The organism is Blautia sp. OF03-13 (assembly GCF_003460685.1).
GTDB classification, from domain to species: Bacteria; Bacillota; Clostridia; order Lachnospirales; family Lachnospiraceae; genus Fusicatenibacter; species Fusicatenibacter saccharivorans.
This window is the reverse complement of the sequence record NZ_QTVR01000012.1, coordinates 42,019-60,108: the sequence shown is the minus strand read 5'-3', so window position 1 is coordinate 60,108 and position 18,090 is coordinate 42,019. Positions and strand designations below refer to the sequence as shown.

The following is an 18,090-nucleotide window of genomic DNA, read 5'->3' as shown; positions in this document are numbered from 1 at the left end:
TTTGATGTGCTTCTGCTGTGATGCTTAAGCGTTTTTCCTACAGGCTGTTTTTCTGTGTAGGCTGCGGCCCGGTTACATCATCCAGGCTATAGTATACGATAACCGGGTCACCAATTTCAATAGCATTGAACACTTTTTCTGCTTCTGTGTATGGGGTATTCACACATCCGTGGGATCCGTTCGTCAGATAGATGTCCCCGCCGTACTCGGTACGCCAGCTCGCATCGTGGATTCCGACGTCGCCGTTAAACGGAAGCCAGAACATGACATGGCTCGGATAGAGCTTGAAATCACAGTCACTTTTTTTCGCATCCACCGCCCAGACACTGCCTGCCGGAGTGTCATAGCCCGTCGCATGATTGCCCGTTGTGACCGGTGTTTCCGTCACCAGAACGCCATCCTTGTAGCACCACATTTTCTGCTGGGAAATGCACACCTCGACGTATGTATTTCCGATATCATTTGCCGAGCGGTCATTGGCCGTATAGAGGTAAACCGGGTCGAGATTTCCCTGTGTTTCGTCCTCGATCGCCTGCAGAAGTGCCTGCATTGTCTCCTCCTTGTCGATGCACCAGCCGTAATCGCCGCCCGCATTCAGGTTAATGGTCGCGCCAAGACTCGTTTTGAAGGTATGCGCCAGCCCGAAGGTGTCCGTCTCATACGCCATATGGCGCACAAAAGCTGCCGCTTCGTCCTGCGAAATCGTGTAGGTTCCATCCTCCCCCTGTACGAGCCAGCTCTGTAAGGTCGCCCGGTCTATGGCATAGCTGTTTTCACCGATTGCATACGTGATCCGCGCCGCTGTCAGGTGGTTCAGTTCCGCCATTTCCCCATTCAGTGCTTCATCATCCTGCGTAATGCCCGGTTTCCGGTAAACATCTTTTTCTTCCAGATCCACGCTCGCCGCTCCGGCATCCAGCGCCTCGATGACAGCCTGCTCCGCCTTCTCATAGTCCACCTGCTCGCCCTCTGTTTCCGGCACAATGACGTACGAGGTTCCGTCATCCGTCAGATACGCATCCGTCGGCGCTTCCTGCTGTTCTTCCTGAAACCCTTCCATCGTCTGCAGTTTTTCCTGCACCATTTCTTTGTCATAGACAGAGTCCGCCGCCACCTGGTTTTCTTTCTCTTTCCAATAGAATGCAGGCCATGCAAGAGTATTCTGGGACTCCAGCAGTTTTTCCACCGCGTGGTCGTCCACATACGTGAGGCCGATCTCCGTGCCGCTTAATGTCTCTGTTTTTCCACCGCGCTCGGTAATGCTGAGTGTATAATCCACAATGTGCTTCTGAATTTCCTCTTTGACCTGCTCTGCGGTCAGCCCTGCGCAGTTCAGTCCGTTGATCGCGGTTTTCGGGAAAAAGTGGGATGCATAGTAATGCCCCACGCCCGCGTAACCGCCTGCGGCCGCAAGGAGTATGAGTCCTGCGGCAATTCCTATTACTTTCTTTTTCATGTTTTTCCTTTCTGTCCCATAGAAAATTTCTTTTTAACTTTCTGATAGAAAAAAGCCGGAACTCCCACACCAGAGTTCACAAAAACTGTGTCCCCCGGGAGAATCCGGCTTTTGTATTTTTACTTATCTGTTATTTGCTTTCCAGAATCTTATCCACGCTGACCAGTTTGACACTCAGCACGAATACCTGACCTGCGATTTCCAGCTCTTCCGGTGTCGGGAAGGACGGTGCAATACGGATGTTGGAATCCTGCGGATCGTTGTGATATGGATACGTTGCGCCCGCGCCTGTCATGGTAAGACCGGCCTCTTTTGCTTTTGCAACGATCTTCTTTGCACATCCCTCCATCGCATCGAAGGAGATGAAGTATCCACCGTTCGGTTTTGTCCAGGAAGCGATGTCAAGGCCGCTCAGCTCCTGATCCATTACCTGCAGAATTGCCTCGAATTTCGGTCTTAAGATCTCAGCATGCTTTTTCATCTGATTCATCACGCCGTCCAGGTTCTGGAAGAATTTTACATGGCGCAGCTGATTCAGTTTATCATGACCGATGATCTGGAAGTTCATGTACTCCTGTGCCTCTTTGAGGTTTGCCTCAGAAGAAATGAGAGCTGCAATTCCGGCTCCCGGATAGCTTACTTTCGAGGTGGATACGAACTCATAGACCATATCCGGATTTCCGGCTTTCTCGCACTCCTCGATGATGTTCAGCAGGTGATCCTGTCTGTCATCATACAGGTGATGGATGATATATGCATTATCCCAGAAAATACGGAAGTCTTTGGCTGCCGGTTTCAGGTTTGCAAATCTTCTGACGGTCTCATCGGAGTAGGTGTAGCCCTGCGGGTTGGAGTATTTCGGTACACACCAGATTCCCTTGATGGCGTCATCTTCTGCAACGAGTTTTTCTACCATGTCCATGTCCGGTCCTTCTGGTGTCATCGGAACATTGATCATCTCAACGCCGAAGTACTCGGTTACACCGAAGTGACGGTCATAGCCCGGTACCGGACAGAGGAATTTTACTTTGTCCAGCTTGTTCCACGGAGTGCAGCCTGCAACGCCTTTCAGGAACGAACGTGCTACGGTATCAAACATAATGGTAAGGCTGGCGTTTCCGTAAACGATGACGTTTTCCGCCGGAACCTCACAGATATCTCCGATCAGTTTTCTTGCTTCCGGAATACCGGTCAGCACGCCGTAGTTCCGGCAGTCGGTTCCATCTTCTGCGAAGGTGTCTTCATTTTTCGAGAGAACGGTAAGCATTCCTTCCGTGAGATCTAACTGGGCTGCTGCAGGTTTTCCTCTGGAAATATTCAGATTGAGGCCTTTTGCTTTTACCTCTGCAAATTCCTGCTCCAGTCTGGCTTTCTCGGCAACTAATTCTTCTTTGGTCCATTCGATATACGGTTTCATGAAACGTCCTCCCTTGTACTTTCCTTACCCGTTTTTCAGGTTTCTTGCTCAACTAAAGACCATTTTACCAGATCATGAGTTTCTGTCAAGGAGAACTTGCATGTTTTATGCACTTTTCGGCATTTTATCCCACTTTTTGCAGTTTTATACTTCATTTCCTGCAATTCAGCCAAATGTTTTTCGTATGACGGACATACGTCCGCTGCCAAAAGATGTTTTAAACGTTGTCAGACTGCCATCTTCCCGATGCACCGCACGGCAGAACAAGGCCGGTCGACTTGACCGGAAGGCCGATTTCCTGTGCTTCTACGTGGCCTTTGTACTGTTTTAATTCCAGGGAAATCATGTACGTCAGGACAGCCGGTGCAAGTCCTGTCGTGTAAGAATTCACAAGGAAGAACAGCGGGTCATCGCTTAAGAGCTGCGTGCAGAGCTTGATGAACGGATGAATCGACTCCTCGATTTTCCAGATCTCGCCCTTTGGTCCTCTTCCGTAGGACGGCGGGTCCATGATGATCGCGTCGTAGTGGTTGCCTCTGCGGATCTCGCGCTCGACAAATTTGGTGCAGTCATCCACAAGCCAGCGGATCGGCTTGTCCGAAAGGCCGGACACGGCAGCGTTCTCTTTTGCCCAGTTGACCATGCCTTTGGATGCATCGACATGTGTGACGCTTGCGCCTGCTGCGGCCGCTGCGAGGGTTGCGCCTCCCGTGTAGGCGAACAGGTTCAGCACTTTAATCGGGCGGTTGGCACGGCGGATCAGATCGCCGAACCAGTCCCAGTTCGTTGCCTGCTCCGGGAAAAGGCCGGTGTGTTTGAAGCTGAACGGTTTCAGGCGGAAGGTCAGGTCTTTATAGTTGATCTCCCACTGCTCCGGCAGATGGAAAAACTCCCATTCTCCGCCGCCCTTGCTGCTTCTGTGATAATGGCCGTTTTTCTTTTTCCAGCCCGGATTTTCTTTTTTCGTGTTCCAGATGACCTGCGGGTCTGGTCTTACCAGAAGGTAATCTCCCCACCGCTCCAGTTTTTCTCCACCGGACGTATCCAGCACTTCATAATCTTTCCATCCATCTGCTATCCACATTTTATTGGTTTCCTTTCTCTTTTATCTCAAAATTTATCGTGTTCTGAATTGTACGTTCCTATGATACCATAAAAGTATTGTTTTTCCAAAACATTTCTTATATCATAGTTCTGGGCATCCGCGCATTTGATCCGGAAATCTGCCCGTGGAAAGGATTTTTCTCATGGAAACCGTACTCTTATATCAGATCAAAGGAACGAAAACAGCTGCGCTTTTAAAGCCGGTTCTCTTAAAGCTCGGTATCCGCGTGCGCATTGTGGAACCGGAACAGTATCTCCAGTCGATCGGATTTCTTGCCGGAAATAAAGCATTTGCAGAATCCCCCGAAGCCTATGACGGCGCCGGATTTGATGAACCAATGATGGTCATGGCCGGCTTTTCCGAGCGGAAACTCGATCTTTTTCTCACCGAAATGCGCCGGAAAAAAGTGCCGCCGATCGCCCTCAAAGCCATCGTCACAACGCAGAACCAGGCGTGGAATTCGCTGCAGCTCTACAGAGAATTAAAAGAAGAACACGAAAAAATGAAATCGTACCGGAAATAACTGGTCTGGTCAAAAAATCCAGAATTGGAACTTTTTCTTCATGCCACCACTCCCTATAATAGGGTGCAATCAAGGAACGAAAGTTCCAGATACCAAAGGAGTGCGTTGTTATGAAAAATGAAAAAGTCTGGAAAATCGCAATGACAGGTGTCTTTGCAGCCCTTTCCTACGTTGTCTTCACCTTCCTGCAGTTCAAAATCTGGCTGCCAGGCGGAGATGCCACCTCGATCCATTTCGGAAACGCTGTCTGTGTGCTCGGTGCACTGATTCTCGGCGGTGTTTACGGCGGAATCGGCGGTGCGATCGGCATGACCATCGGAGATCTTCTCGATCCGGTCTATGTGGTATACGCACCAAAGACCTTCATCTTAAAATTCTGCATCGGCCTCATCGCAGGACTGATCGCACACAAAATCGGTAAAATCAACGAGCAGACCGATCAGAAACAGATCTTCAAATGGGCACTGCTTGCAGCCATCGGCGGACTTCTGTTCAATGTGATCTTCGATCCGCTCATCGGTTACTTCTACAAACTGGTTCTTCTTGGAAAACCGGCAGCAGAGGTTACCTTAAGCTGGAACGTAGCGGCAACTTCCATCAACGCCGTACTTTCCACCATCGCTTCCGTTGTCATCTACATGGCACTGCGTCCGGCTCTTCAGAAATCCGGACTGTTTAGCCAGGTAAAGGCAGCAGCGAAATAAAAAAACAAATTTCATTTACGCGATATCCCAAAAAGTCACCATGTTCTATTTCGAACCGGTGACTTTTTTCATGCATTTCTTTTTATTTTTCAGCGGTGGCTGCTGCCTCTTCTTCCTCGTGCTTCGGGGTCAGCTTCTCGCTGATGAATCCATTTTCTTTCATCTTCTCTTACTCCTCATCTTTTGTTTTTTCTCCGGCGAACCACGCTTTTTCAATCATTTCCAGTTCCCGTATATCAATACAGTTGGGAATGCTTCCTTCTCTTACCGCCTTCTGGCACTCTTTGAGATCCATCCAGCGGACTGCTTCTACTTCCGACTCCTGTAGATGCAGTTTTTCCGCCTCGACCGGCTTCGTGTAAAGATACACGGCGCTGACCTCATGATCGTGGAACGGTTTTCCGTAAAAAACACCGTGTGATACTTTTTCCAGCAGGCCAAGATCCCTCAGCTCCTCTGCCTCTGCGTGGATGCCGAGCTCCTCGCCGATTTCCCGCAGAGCCCCTTCCAAATATGTATCGCCCGCCGAAAGATGGCCGGCGCTTGAAATATCGTAGCAGCCCGGATTCGAATCTTTCCAGGCACTCCTTTTCTGCAGCAGTACCTCACAGCCGCTCTTCTCATTCGCCCGTGCAATCCAGATATGTGCCGTTCCGTGACACCGTCCCTCACTGTGCGCCACGCCGCGTTCTACGATGGTTCCGGTCGGCGTGCCGTCGCCTGAGCGCTCCTCAAAAAGTTCCATCTGTTTTCCGTTCAGCACCGCTTCTGCGAGCGTGTCGCCCACATACCGCAGCTTCAGGGAGAAAAACGGCTCGTCTTCATTCAGAAGGCGGAAAAAGATTTTGTCTCCCTCCCACAGATTCAGGTGCAGGACGTCCTCTTTTTTCACCCAGGCGAGTTCGCCCTCATCACATGCAGTCGGTTCTCCCGTGAATCCGTCTGCCGTGTAGAGACACATATACTCCATGTACTCCACCGTTTTGCTGTTTTCTGCCTCTGTCACAAAGGTAACAAGACCGCGGAAACGCCAGCTCGTCAGCGTGTAGCCGGTTTCCTCTTTTACTTCACGCAGCAGGCATTCCTCCGGGCTTTCGCCAAGTTCCGCATGGCCGCCGACGCCGATCCACTTGTCCTTGTTGACATCGTTCTTTTTCACCGTGCGGTGCATCATCAGATAGCTGTCATCCTTTTCGATGTAGCACAGCGTTGTCATGCAGCCTCTGCCTCTTTCTTCTGTTTTTTCCTCCATCTTTGACTCCCTCCGTCGTGTGCCGGACTTCTTTCCGCTTCTTTTGTTTTTCAGGAAAAATGTATTTCTGCACACACCTTTTTCTCGTTTTCTATTCTACCATACTTTTTCAGAATTCCAGCAACAAATTTCTATCTTTTTGCAGATCTTTCACGAAAAATGTAACGACCATTCCGCATCTTCTTGACTCTCACACAGTACTGTGTTAAAGTGTCTGTAATTGATGTTTTGTCACCCGTAAACAACGTTTCTTATCATTTCTTACATTTGAGGTTTTCATGATGGAAAAACAGACGATAGTTGTGAAAGTCGGCACCAGCTCCCTGACACTCTCAGACGGAACCATGGATGCTGAAAAAATACGGAACATTACGACCCAGCTTGCCGCGCTGCAGACGGCAGGCCACCATGTGATTCTCGTTTCCTCCGGTGCGATCGCCGCAGGCTTTTCCCGTCTCGGCTTTAAAAAACGGCCGACGAAAATTGCCGATAAACAGGCTGCCGCTGCTGTCGGCCAGGGCCTTCTGATGGAGGAATACACGAAAAATCTGATGGCGTACCAGATTCCGTGCGCGCAGATTCTTTTGAACCGCAGTGACTTTGAGGACCGCCGCCGCTATAAAAACATCTTCGGCTCCCTCTCCGTCCTGCTCGGGCGCGGTGCGATTCCGATCATCAATGAGAACGATACGATCGCGATTGAGGAGCTGAAGGTCGGCGACAACGACACGCTCTCCGCCCAGGTGGCTGCGATGCTGCATGCATCGCTTCTGATTCTGCTGACCGATATCGACGGGCTCTACACTGCCAATCCAAAGAGTGACCCGAATGCGCGCCATATCGACGTGGTAAATGAGATCACGCCGGAGCTCACTGCTGCGGCAGGCGGCGCGGGATCGGGCAACGGAACGGGAGGCATGACAACGAAGCTCTCCGCCGCTTCGCTTGCCACAAGAGCCGGTGTGCCGGTTCTGATCTGCTCCTCGGCGGAGGAAAACAACATTGTGCGTGCGGTGAAAGGAACCGCAAAAGGAACGTACTTTACCGCCAGCGGCCACAACATGAAAACGCGTCTGCAGTGGATGGCATTCTATGCGCCGAGTGCGGGCAATCTCTACGTCGATGAGGGTGCCGCAGAAGCACTTGCTGTTCAGGCAAAGAGCCTGCTTCCCAAAGGCATCGTGGCAGTCGAAGGCGATTTTAAGAAAGGCGATGTCGTCAGCGTCTTCCGGCGCGGCAGCCATGAATATCTCGGAAAGGGCATTGTCAACTATGACCGGCCGGATCTGCAGAAAATCATGAACGAAAGCACCAGCCACACGGAAGCAATCAACCGCGATAACTGGATCGGCGCGGAATAAATGGTGCCGAATAAAGCATTCTTTTGTTTACGAAAATTCCCCTCCGTGTTATAATATTTGTATTCAGCCGGCTGCAGGTTTTTCTTTCAGCGAGGAAAGGAAGCTGCATCCGGTTTTCCATGTGCTTTTGGTTTTACTTCGAGAGCACAGCAAACACAAAGGAGGGTTTTTACCAATGAAATACGATTTTACATCTCTGATGAACCGCAGCGGCCACGATTCGATCGCTGTCGATCAGATCCCGATTCCGGGTGCGGAAGTCAAAGAGGGCTTCTCCCGCATCCCGATGTGGGTGGCCGACATGAACTTCCCGTCTCTTCCGACCATTCAGGAAGCAATTCACGCGAGAGTCAACGAACCGCATTTTGGCTACTTTAATCTGCCGGATGCATATTTTGACAACATCATCCGCTGGCAGAAAGAGCGCAACGGTGTGGAAGATCTGCCGCGTGAGGCGATCGGCTATGAGAACGGCGTGCTCGGCTGTGTTGCTTCGGCTGCTGCCGCTTTTACATCCCCGGGCGAATCCATTCTTCTGCATTCCCCGACATACATCGGTTTTATCGGTGTTCTTGAGAACTGCGGACGCAATATCGTTCTCTCCGATCTTGTTCAGGATGAGAACGGCGTATGGCGTATGGACTACGCCGATATGGACCGCAAGTTAAAAGAACACAACATTCATTTCGCGATTTTCTGCTCTCCGCACAACCCGACAGGCCGTGTCTGGGAGCGCGAGGAAATTGAAAAGGCGATGGAAATTTACAAAGCAAATGAATGCGTTGTCATCTCCGATGAGATCTGGTCTGACCTGACACTGCCGGGCTTCAAACATATCCCAACGCAGTCCGTTTCGAAGGATGCACGCGAGCGCACCATCGCACTTTATGCACCGTCCAAGACCTTTAACCTGGCTGGCCTTGTAGGCTCCTACCACATCATCTACAACCGCATGCTGCGCGACCGTGTGGAGAAGGCTTCGTCCCTTTCTCACTACAATTCTCCGAACGTACTCTCTGTTCATGCGCTGATCGGCGCTTACCGTCCGGAGGGATACCAGTGGGTGGATGAACTGCGCGAAGTGCTGAAATCGAATGCGGATTATGCGTACAACTACATTCTCGAGCATTTCAAGGGCGTGAAGCTTTCCAAACCAGAAGGAACGTACATGCTGTACCTCGACTGCGAGGAGTGGTGCAAGGAACATGATACCGATATGGATACACTGCTGAAAGCCGGTGTTGCTGTCGGCGTGATCTGGCAGGACGGACGGCCGTTCCACAGACCGTATGCGATCCGCCTGAATCTGGCACTGCCGCATGTGCTTGTGAAAGAGGCATTTGACCGTATGGATAAGTATGTATTCAATGCGAAATAATTGTATTTTCTAATTTTATAAGCCAAACATAATGAAAGACCGAAACGGACATTTTCCTCTGCCGTTCCGGTCTTTCGCTGTTTTGTGCATCCTGTTTTTTCAGTTTTGCTCCAGCTCCCGCTGTGCCAGCATCTCTTCCACGTTGATGCCGTACTTCTTTAAATTGACGCGGCCGTTTTCCAGCACAATGCCGTCTGCCTCCAGCATATCCGCCTGTTTCCCGGCGCCGCCGAAGACAAATTCCGCGGCCAGTTCGCCTTTGGAGTTTACCACACGGTAGCATGGAATGTGCTCCGGATCTGTGTTTTTATGTAAGGCGTTTCCCACGGCACGCGCCATCTTCGGCTCGCCTGCAAGCGCTGCTATCTGGCCGTATGTCGCCACTTTTCCGCGCGGAATCTGCTTTACCGCCTCATAGATTCTTTTGGTCGGGCTGTCCGTGATGATGTCGTAGCTCTCGGCGATCATGGTACGCACAGCGTCATCGGGTACGGTTCCGTCGAGGAGAATCGTGTTCCAATGTTCTTTGTTCTGATGATATCCCGGGATAACTGACGCGAATGCATCGCGCCAGTAGTCCCGCCATTCCGGGTTTGCTTTTACATTCAGCTGAATGATTCCGTCCTTTTCATAGACCCACAGAAATGCCTTTTTGCTTCCTTTCACGCGGATGAGCTGCCAGTTGTCATCGTGGAACGGCGCTTCCTGATATGTGTCCGGGAAGGAAAGGCCGTAGGATAGCGCTTCTTCTCTTGTCTTCATTGCAGACTTCCTTTCTTCCTGTCGCGGGTGTTTTGATGTTTTTTCCGCAAAACACCCGCTTTTTCTGTATTCGTCCTGCCGCTGCGATTCTGCTTTTTTCTGCGGCATTTTTCTTTATTATATCAGTCCGCCTGCTTCTGCGCAATTTTTCACCTGTTATTTTTTCATCTTCGGCTGGAAAATCCAGCTTGCAAGATACGCGAAAATCAACGCCGCTGATGTTCCGACAGCCCCCGCCTTTAATCCGCCCTGGAACAATCCTAAAAATCCGCTTTCTTTTACGGCATCTTTTACTCCCTGAAACAAAAGATGCCCGAACCCGAGCAGCGGCACCGACGCGCCTGCCCCGGCGTATTCTGCAAATGGATCGTAGAGTCCCAGAAAGCTCAACACCGCGCCCGTGCACACAAGCGTTACCATAATTCTTCCCGGCAGCATTTTCGTGCGGTCGAGCAGAATCTGGCACAGGGCACAAATGAGGCCGCCGACCCAGAAGGCATTGAAATATTCCATAAACGTTCCCATTTTACACATCCTCCTCCCGCTCGATTACAACCGCCTGTGCAATACCAGGCACGCTGCTGCCCTCCTGAAAGCTGACCTTCGACATCAGCGCACCAGTCGGTACAAACAGAATCCTCTTCCACTCTCCGTTTTCCAGCTTCGGCAGCAGATACTCCGCCAGCACCGATGCCGCACAGCCGCAGCCGCTTCCGCCCGCGCCGGTGTCCTGTTTTGCCGGATCGAAGATCAGCATGCCGCAGTCACTGTGCTGTTCCGAGATATCGTATCCTTTTTTCTTCAGCAGCTCCAGCAGAATTTCCCGCCCCACAACGCCGAGATCTCCCGTCACAATGCGGTCGTAATCGGCCGGTTCCCGGTTGAAATCGACGAGGTTCTGTGCAATCGTATCGCACGCAGCGGGGGCCATGCAGGCGCCCATGTTCTGGTTGTCTTTCAGCCCGTAATCAATGATTTTTCCCGTCGTAGCGCCCGTGATTTTCACTCTGCTCATCGTTTTTCCAAGCACACACGCGCCGCTTCCCGTCACCGTCCAGCTTGCGGACGGCGGGCGCTGGTTTCCGTAGGCGAGCGGAAAACGGAACTCCTTCTCCGCCGTTCCAAAGTGGCTCGATGTCACCGCCAGCACCCGGTCACCGTATCCTCCCGCGACTGCCATCGCGCCAAGCGAAAGCGCCTCTCCCATCGTCGAGCAGGCACCGAACAGGCCGTAGAGCGGGCAGTTCAGATCCACCAGGCCGAACGATGATGCGATTGACTGTGCCAGAAGATCGCCCGCAAAAATCATGCGGATCTGCTCCGGCCTCACATTGGCTTTCTGCATTGCCAGCTTCGCGGTGGCAAGCTGCAGTTCACTCTCGCCCTCCTCCCAGCTCTCCTGCCCGCACATCGGGTCCGAAAGCGTGTGCGAAAAGTATTCGCCCAGCGGTCCATCCTTTTCCTTTTCTCCTACAATCGCCGCGCTGCCCTCGATATAGACGGCTTTGGCAAACGAGATGCTCTGCTTTCCTGTCATCTGTCTCATCGGCAAATTCCTCCATTTTCTTATTTTGCGTCTTACCATTTCTGACCTTCAGTATTTCCGTTTTTTCCATTCTTACGCATGATTTTCCTGTTTTAGGGAACTCTGTACGCTGTAGCACAAAAATCCTGTTTCAGAAACTTTTAGAGGAATCTTTTTCATGAGTGAAATGCTGTATCTTCAGACGGAGCGGAATATCAAAATCACCAGTCCCGTCGTGACGCTCGGCGATGTGGCGCAGCTTTCCTGTTCAGACGGCGCTGTCCTCGCCCGCAATCAGGTCCGCCGCGTGGCGCATCTTCCCGATGACGGATACGGGCGCTACGTCTGCTCCGCCTCCACCCTCGTCCGCCTCGTCACGGAGGCCGAGGAGCACGTCGATGTCACCCACATCGGCGAGCCGAATTTTATTTTAACGTACGAGGATCCGCGTCAGAAAAACACCTGGATCAGCTGGTGCAAAACGATTCTGGTCGGCATCCTTACGTTTATCGGAACTGCGTTTTCCATTATGACCTTCCACACCGACATCGGCGTCCGCGAGCTGTTTTTGGATGTTTACACCCGTTTTCTCCCGCAGATGACGCCCGGATTTTCGGTGCTGGAAATTTCATATTCCATCGGCATCGGCCTTGGCGTCGTGCTCTATTTCAACCATTTCGGACGGCGGAAATTCACGCAGGACCCGACGCCGCTCGAGGTGGAAATGCGGGTCTACGAGGATGATATCGATACGACCATTATCGAACAGAACGACCGCTCCGGTAAAGGAAAGGAGGCTTTTCATGCGAATCCTGCCAGAGATCCTGCTGGCCATGGCCGGTCTTAGCCTTGGCTTTTTCATCGCGAGCGGCCTTGTCGCGCTTGTGATCGGCCTTGGCATCGTGACACGGTACGCCGGCATCACAAAGACAGCAGAGAGCCTGCGTTTTTACGAATGCTGCTGTATGGCCGGGGCGCTGTTCGGCGATCTTTTCTCGCTTGGCACCTTCTCGTTTTCCCTGCCCTCCTGGACGGCCGGTGTGTTCTGGCTTTTTGCGGGCATTTATCTGGGAAGCTGGATCATCGCGCTCGGCGAAGTCGTCAACCTGTTTTCGATCCTCTGCCGCCGGATCGGACTGACGCGCGGACTGCCGTTTGTAATTCTCTGCATGGCGGCAGGGAAAATCGCGGGCTCTCTCTATTATTTTGCAAGTGGATTTCAATAAGAACTGGAGGTAAGATGTGATGCAGAGTTTAAAAAGTGAACGGGCAAAAAAAGAATACGAACAGTTTGTCAAAGAGGTGACGCCAAAGCAGAATCTCTTCTGCAATATGGCAAAAGCCTTTATCGTCGGCGGTCTGATCTGTGTCGTGGGGCAGATTCTGCTCCATATCGGCAAAACGCAGTTCTCGCTCAGCAAAGATGACGCCGGCTCCTGGTGCTCGCTGATTCTGATCCTTAGCAGTGTGATTTTAACCGGCCTCAACATCTATCAGAAAATCGTCACCTTTGCCGGCTGCGGTGCGCTCGTCCCGATCACCGGCTTTGCCAACTCGGTTGCAGCTCCTGCGATTGAATATAAAAAAGAAGGACAGGTCTTCGGCATCGGTGCGAAAATTTTCACCATCGCCGGACCTGTCATTCTGTACGGTGTCTTTGCAAGCTGGCTGCTCGGCTTTCTCTATTGGCTGTGGACCGCTGCCGGGAACTGGTTTTAAATCAGTTCCGCAGCGCTTCCGCCTCTTCTTTTGTGCAGCCCTCGCAGCTGTAACGGGCTTTTTCATAGCCGTCGTGCAGCCGTCTCATGCCGTCGCCGGAAAGCTCGTTTCTCTCTTCCAGCTCCGCCGGGGTTTCGGCTCCGGTCGGCTGGTATTTTCCGGCTTTTTTGATCGTTTTTTTATACTGCCGGCGGATACGCATATTCGGGGAGAGATAGCCCTCTTTCTTTTCCCGCCGCCACGGCAGATTTTCCCGTTCGTCGTTTCCCTGATGCAGGAAGAGAACTTCGTCCTCCTCATCCTCTGAGAAGGCTTTTCCCGCATTTTTTACGCTCTGGTAAATCGCCCGCAGAACCGCGGTTCCGACGGCAACCATCACAAGATACATGACCGCCGTAAAAAGATTCTGGATCCACTGCGGCATCGGTTTGTACTCTTTGTCCCCCAGCATATCGGACAGATCGGCCTGCTCCATGCCCTGCGGCGCCTCGGCCTCCGGTGTTTCGATCGTAAGATCGCTTTCCAGCTCTTTCGGCTCATATCCTGCGATCGCTCCGCAATCGGATCCTTTCCGTAGAGCGCCGATGGGAGCACGAACAGTACCAGAAGGAGTACTGCAATTTTCAGGATCAGTTTTCCCGTCCGCTGCATCGTCTCCACCGGGAGATTGGCGATTTTCTGATGGTCACGGATGAACCCGTGCATGCCGTCGAGGTACTGGCAGAAGAAGCACAGGAATACATCTGCAAAGAAAAACCAGTAGATCAGATGCCAGTAGAACGGCATTTTCATCAGCACACCGATCACATACTGTATCATAAACCAGAGAAAATGAAGGGGCTTTGGCTCATCGAGGAGCGTCGGGATCTCCCACGCTTCCATATCCGCCAGCGGCATTGAGCCGGCCGGCAGTTCCTGCGCTGCTTTCTTTAACTGGCCTTTGCGGATTCTGACATAGCCGCGGATCAGGAAAATCACAGCGGCCATAAGACCCGTCATCACGCCGGAAAGGCTCTCCAGAAATGCAGGAGAAATACCGTTATCAAACTTGTTTTTTCCATCGTTTGCCGCCGCAGCCGCTTCAATTACCGCTGCCGCCTGCACACTGAACAGGGAACAGAAAAATTTCGCTGCCAGATACGTCACCGCGCAGACCGCAATTCCGCCAAGCAGAAACTGCCAGAGTGCTTTCGTTTTCCGGATCAGAATCCAGCTTGCGGCGGCCGGAATCAGCAGCAATAAGGATATGGCGCAGAAATACAGCGCCTCCCTTCCCGTCAGCTCCAGAAAACCGGCGGCAAAGCCATAGATGCCGGCGAATAAAAGCCAGACATGAAGCCAGGTCAGCGGGATCTGTACCGGTGTCTTTTTTATTTCCATGGTTTCACCTCCCAGCCGATTGCGGTGTACGCACGGTTCTGCTCCGACGGAACTTCTTCGCCCGGCAGATACGGAATCACCCACAGCACCTGGTTCTGCGCACCGGAGAGCAGATGAAGCGCCTCACGGACCTCATCGGTTCTGTTTTTGGATACGACAACGTAGGTATGGCCGGTGAGCTCTTTTTCCGCCTCTTTGTGCAGAAACTCCGCGCTGCCTGTGAGATTGCCCCCAAGCTGCACGCACGCCAGTTTCCGGTTCAGCTCCGCTGTTTTTCCGGCGCCCGCTGCCAGATGGACACGCAGCTCCTCGCCGGTCTCCTCATCTTTCGCATTGCTCTTCACCCACAGATTCATCTTGTTTTTCACCATCCGCGCCGCAAGCGAAGACGTGATGCGGATGCTCTCCTCGACCTGCGCTTCCTCGCGCAGAATGTTGGCGTCCTCGATATCGAGAAGCACCGTAACTTCCACGCTCGTCGTCGCGTCAAACTGGTTGACCATCAGATCTCCCATCCGTGCCGACGATTTCCAGTTGATGCGGTTCATCGGGTCTTCTTTCCGGTAATCGCGGATACCGGAAAATTCAAACGGGTCCTCGTACAGGCGATTCCGTGACAGAACCATGCCCGACACGGCACGGCAGATCATCTGAATCCGTGCAGTATCGACCTGGCGCGGGTAAACGTACATCTGTGTCTGCTGCGGGTAATCGCTGTAAAGACCCTCCCGGAAAAAAAGATCGTACGCTACGGCATGCGCACCGGTGATCTCGTAGAATCCTCGTTTTTTCGCCTGAAACGGCAGTGTTCTCGTGACCTGCTGATGAAACAGGAACGAAAAGACATCGCGTTTGTAGCTCTGGTCGGTGATGCTCGCGTTTGCTTTTGCCTCGCGGTCGAATTCCAGATTGCGGCTCATCGAAATGCCAAGCTCGAGTGCCGGAATCGGCAGCAGTTTGTCGTTTACGACGACCTCTTTTAACGTACTCTCCTCGCCCTCATAGATCGCGGAATCCTGGAAGCTGACCTGGATTCTCAGATTTTTCTGCCAGTTTTTCTGGTACAGCTTTTTCTGCAGAAACCAGGCGAGCGCCATTCCAAATAGTAATAAAAGAAGCATAGTCCGTTACCTTCCTGACCAGTTTTCGGTCGGCAGATCGATGCGGTTTAAAATTTCCTCGATCACCGATTCTGCGGCTCTTCCGTCGTCTGCGCCGATCTGCATGGTGAGACGGTGTGCGAGTACCGGAACAGCCACGGTCTTGAAGTCCTCCGGCACAACGTAGTTTCGTCCCTGCACCAGCGCGTGGCCCTGTACGGCACGTAAAAATGCGAGTGTTCCACGCGGGCTCACACCGCTTGCAATTTTGCTGTTGACTCTCGTCTCCTGTACGACGCGGACGAGATACTGTACCAGTTCCGGATGCAGGTAGACTTCTTTACACGCCTCCTGCAGGGTACGGATTTCTTCTTTTTGGCAGACAGACGACAGCTCGGCGAGCGGCTCCTCGGTCAGGAAACGGGCGATCATCTGTGTCTCTTCCGCCGGGCTTAATGCTTCCATCGAAAGTTTCATTAAAAAACGGTCCATCTGCGCCTCCGGCAGCGGGAAGGTTCCGAGCGTCTCGAGCGGGTTCTGCGTGGCGATGACGAGGAACGGCTCCTCGAGCGGCCGTGTCACACCGTCCACGGTGATCTGGCGCTCAGCCATGCACTCGAGAAGGCTGCTCTGCGTCTTCGGCGTTGCACGGTTGATCTCATCGGCAAGCAGAATGTTGCAGAAGGCAGGGCCTTTCGAAAAGACGAACTCTCCGCTTTTGGCATCAAAATAATTGAGACCGGTGACATCGGACGGCAGTAAGTCCGGTGTGAACTGGATGCGGCCGAACTCTGCCTCGACGGATTTCGCAAGGGATTTCGCCATGACCGTTTTTCCTGTTCCCGGGACATCCTCGAGCAGGATATGACCTTTGGCAACAAGGCAGGTCAGGACAAGCTCGATCGTGCGCTCGTTTCCGATCATGACCTTTGCGATATTTTCTTTTAATTGCTGCAATACATTATTTTCCATGTTTTGCTTCCTCCAATAGTAAGATTTAATAAAAAAATCCACCCCTCGCTGCTCTGTTTTGTAAGAACAGCACGATAAATTTATTTTACAGCACATATTTTCGGAAGACAAGCAGAAAAAGGACGATGCTGTACATACTTTTCACAGCATCGCCCTTTACGGTTTCTTCTATATCTATATTAGATTTCTCTCCTACAGTGCTTTCCGGTACAGCGCCTCGATGTCCTGCTGACGGGACGCTCTCGGGTTGACGGCGATGTTTCCGCTCTTCATCGCATCTACCGCCATCGGCACGATTTTGCTCTCGATCTCCTCTGCTGTCACTTCTTTTCCCTTTGCCGCCTGGCGGATCGCATCGGTCAGGCTGGCCGGGATTCCGATGGCTGCGGTCAGCTCGCGGATCGCGCCGACCAGCATCATTGGCTCAAATTCATCGGCGTATGCCGGGATTTCGCTGATGTAGTTGTAGATCTTCAGATATCTTCCATGGTCTGCCAGTGCATTGTACTCTGCGATGACCGGAAGCAGAACGGCATTTGCCACGCCGTGCGGCACATCGAAGAAGGCGCTCACAGGATGACTCATTGCATGGACATTTCCAAGTCTTGCGTAGGAAAATGCAATACCCGCAAACAGCGAACCGGTCTGCATCGCCTCTGCGGCTTCGAGATCGGTTCTGCGCGCCACGAAACGGCGGATATTTTTACCGATCAATTCCATCGCTTTTTCTGCCATGGCATCGGAGAACGGAGATGCGGCTGTGGAAATATAAGCCTCCTCCGCATGGATAAAAGCATCAATACCGCACGCTGCCGCAACGGATGCCGGAGCGGAAGTTAAAAGTTCCGGATCGAGAATGGCATACTCCGGCAGAAGTTCATAGCTGAATACGGTCAGCTTGTAATCTCTGCTGTGGTCGGTGATCACGGAAAATGCGGTCACCTCGGAGCCGGTTCCCGCAGTCGTCGGAATGGCAATCAGCGGGACAATTTTTCCCGGCACTTTGTGTGCGCCTTCGTATTCCGTAATGCTTCCGCCGTATTTTGCCGTCACACCGACGGCCTTTGCTACATCCATCGGAGAACCGCCGCCGAGTGCTACGAGAAAGTCTGCGCCGGAAGCAAGATAGCTCTCGGTTGCTTTTTCTACTGTCGTCACAGACGGATTCGCCTCAATATCTGTGAAAATATCGGCTGCGATGCCTGCCGCTTTCAGGCTGTCCGCTGCTTTGTCCACAACGCCCATTTTTTTCAGGGTAGGACCGGAAAGAATCATCGCATGGGTTCCGCCCATCTTCTTGGCACACTCCGGCAGTTTGGCAAGCGTTCCTGCTCCGACAATAATATTCTGTGGAATCGAAAATTCGAATGGATTCATCTTATTTTTCCCCTTTCTTTCAGAAAGCGTGCCGAAAATTTTTCTTTCCGACACGCTTT

19 protein-coding genes are annotated in these 18,090 nt (G+C 52.1%); 7 read left to right on the top strand and 12 right to left on the bottom strand.

Features of this window, described 5'->3' with window-relative positions; all coding sequences use genetic code 11:
• Window positions 1-37: 37 nt before the first annotated feature.
• The 3 genes from DXA55_RS10740 to DXA55_RS10730 all read right to left on the bottom strand — a co-directional run bounded on the left by DXA55_RS10740 (window position 38) and on the right by DXA55_RS10730 (window position 3,957).
• Complete coding sequence (locus tag DXA55_RS10740; RefSeq protein ID WP_117814127.1) at window positions 38-1,456, bottom strand: L,D-transpeptidase family protein; 1,419 nt, start codon at window positions 1,454-1,456, stop codon at window positions 38-40.
• A 130-nt stretch (window positions 1,457-1,586) separates the two neighbouring features.
• Window positions 1,587-2,873 carry an aminotransferase gene (locus DXA55_RS10735; RefSeq protein WP_117814125.1) on the bottom strand — a complete coding sequence of 429 codons (1,287 nt, stop codon included), beginning with the start codon at window positions 2,871-2,873 and terminating at the stop codon, window positions 1,587-1,589.
• 217 nt (window positions 2,874-3,090) lie between these two features.
• Window positions 3,091-3,957 carry a class I SAM-dependent methyltransferase gene (locus DXA55_RS10730; protein ID WP_022461781.1) on the bottom strand — a complete coding sequence of 289 codons (867 nt, stop codon included), beginning with the start codon at window positions 3,955-3,957 and terminating at the stop codon, window positions 3,091-3,093.
• Between the two features lie 163 nt (window positions 3,958-4,120).
• Here DXA55_RS10730 and DXA55_RS10725 point away from each other — a divergent pair, with 163 nt between their 5' ends.
• Both DXA55_RS10725 and DXA55_RS10720 read left to right on the top strand, forming a co-directional pair.
• Entirely contained in the window at window positions 4,121-4,501 is a 381-nt protein-coding gene (locus tag DXA55_RS10725) for a DUF3783 domain-containing protein (RefSeq protein WP_117814123.1), read from the top strand.
• Window positions 4,502-4,611: 110 nt separating this feature from the next.
• Complete coding sequence (locus DXA55_RS10720) at window positions 4,612-5,205, top strand: ECF transporter S component (RefSeq protein ID WP_022461779.1); 594 nt, start codon at window positions 4,612-4,614, stop codon at window positions 5,203-5,205.
• A 169-nt stretch (window positions 5,206-5,374) separates the two neighbouring features.
• Here the strand turns inward: DXA55_RS10720 and DXA55_RS10715 are convergent, their stop codons facing one another.
• Complete coding sequence (locus DXA55_RS10715) at window positions 5,375-6,457, bottom strand: NUDIX domain-containing protein (protein ID WP_117802358.1); 1,083 nt, start codon at window positions 6,455-6,457, stop codon at window positions 5,375-5,377.
• Between the two features lie 278 nt (window positions 6,458-6,735).
• Here DXA55_RS10715 and proB point away from each other — a divergent pair, with 278 nt between their 5' ends.
• Both proB and DXA55_RS10705 read left to right on the top strand, forming a co-directional pair.
• Complete coding sequence (proB, locus tag DXA55_RS10710) at window positions 6,736-7,818, top strand: glutamate 5-kinase (protein ID WP_226906324.1); 1,083 nt, start codon at window positions 6,736-6,738, stop codon at window positions 7,816-7,818.
• A 175-nt stretch (window positions 7,819-7,993) separates the two neighbouring features.
• Window positions 7,994-9,196: a MalY/PatB family protein gene (locus DXA55_RS10705; protein WP_117814122.1), complete on the top strand. Its 1,203-nt coding sequence runs from the start codon at window positions 7,994-7,996 to the stop codon at window positions 9,194-9,196.
• 99 nt (window positions 9,197-9,295) lie between these two features.
• Here DXA55_RS10705 and DXA55_RS10700 read toward each other — a convergent pair whose 3' ends face one another.
• From DXA55_RS10700 to spoVAD, 3 genes are all read right to left on the bottom strand, one after another.
• Complete coding sequence (locus tag DXA55_RS10700; RefSeq protein ID WP_055220159.1) at window positions 9,296-9,958, bottom strand: methylated-DNA--[protein]-cysteine S-methyltransferase; 663 nt, start codon at window positions 9,956-9,958, stop codon at window positions 9,296-9,298.
• 156 nt (window positions 9,959-10,114) lie between these two features.
• Window positions 10,115-10,471 carry a SpoVA/SpoVAEb family sporulation membrane protein gene (locus tag DXA55_RS10695; RefSeq protein ID WP_055220161.1) on the bottom strand — a complete coding sequence of 119 codons (357 nt, stop codon included), beginning with the start codon at window positions 10,469-10,471 and terminating at the stop codon, window positions 10,115-10,117.
• A 13-nt stretch (window positions 10,472-10,484) separates the two neighbouring features.
• On the bottom strand, window positions 10,485-11,504 hold the full coding sequence (gene spoVAD / locus DXA55_RS10690; protein WP_117814121.1) for a stage V sporulation protein AD: 1,020 nt from the start codon (window positions 11,502-11,504) through the stop codon (window positions 10,485-10,487).
• 157 nt (window positions 11,505-11,661) lie between these two features.
• Here spoVAD and DXA55_RS10685 point away from each other — a divergent pair, with 157 nt between their 5' ends.
• From DXA55_RS10685 to spoVAC, 3 genes are read left to right on the top strand one after another with little or no spacing between them, the layout of a single operon-like run.
• Complete coding sequence (locus tag DXA55_RS10685) at window positions 11,662-12,330, top strand: stage V sporulation protein AA (protein WP_022461772.1); 669 nt, start codon at window positions 11,662-11,664, stop codon at window positions 12,328-12,330.
• Complete coding sequence (locus tag DXA55_RS10680) at window positions 12,287-12,709, top strand: stage V sporulation protein AB (protein WP_242998492.1); 423 nt, start codon at window positions 12,287-12,289, stop codon at window positions 12,707-12,709. The genes DXA55_RS10685 and DXA55_RS10680 overlap by 44 nt, the downstream gene beginning before the upstream one ends.
• A gap of 19 nt (window positions 12,710-12,728) precedes the next feature.
• Window positions 12,729-13,202, top strand: a complete 474-nt coding sequence (gene spoVAC, locus DXA55_RS10675; protein ID WP_022461770.1) for a stage V sporulation protein AC — start codon at window positions 12,729-12,731, stop codon at window positions 13,200-13,202.
• A gap of 1 nt (window position 13,203) precedes the next feature.
• Here the strand turns inward: spoVAC and DXA55_RS10670 are convergent, their stop codons facing one another.
• From DXA55_RS10670 to DXA55_RS10650, 5 genes are all read right to left on the bottom strand, one after another.
• Entirely contained in the window at window positions 13,204-13,626 is a 423-nt protein-coding gene (locus DXA55_RS10670; protein ID WP_117814120.1) for a hypothetical protein, read from the bottom strand.
• On the bottom strand, window positions 13,578-14,582 hold the full coding sequence (locus DXA55_RS10665) for a hypothetical protein (protein WP_117814118.1): 1,005 nt from the start codon (window positions 14,580-14,582) through the stop codon (window positions 13,578-13,580). Before DXA55_RS10665 ends, DXA55_RS10670 begins: the two co-directional genes overlap by 49 nt.
• Complete coding sequence (locus DXA55_RS10660) at window positions 14,573-15,703, bottom strand: DUF58 domain-containing protein (protein WP_117814117.1); 1,131 nt, start codon at window positions 15,701-15,703, stop codon at window positions 14,573-14,575. Before DXA55_RS10660 ends, DXA55_RS10665 begins: the two co-directional genes overlap by 10 nt.
• A gap of 6 nt (window positions 15,704-15,709) precedes the next feature.
• Window positions 15,710-16,654 carry an AAA family ATPase gene (locus tag DXA55_RS10655; protein WP_117814116.1) on the bottom strand — a complete coding sequence of 315 codons (945 nt, stop codon included), beginning with the start codon at window positions 16,652-16,654 and terminating at the stop codon, window positions 15,710-15,712.
• Window positions 16,655-16,846: 192 nt separating this feature from the next.
• Window positions 16,847-18,031: an iron-containing alcohol dehydrogenase family protein gene (locus DXA55_RS10650; protein ID WP_117509895.1), complete on the bottom strand. Its 1,185-nt coding sequence runs from the start codon at window positions 18,029-18,031 to the stop codon at window positions 16,847-16,849.
• Window positions 18,032-18,090 lie beyond the last annotated feature (59 nt).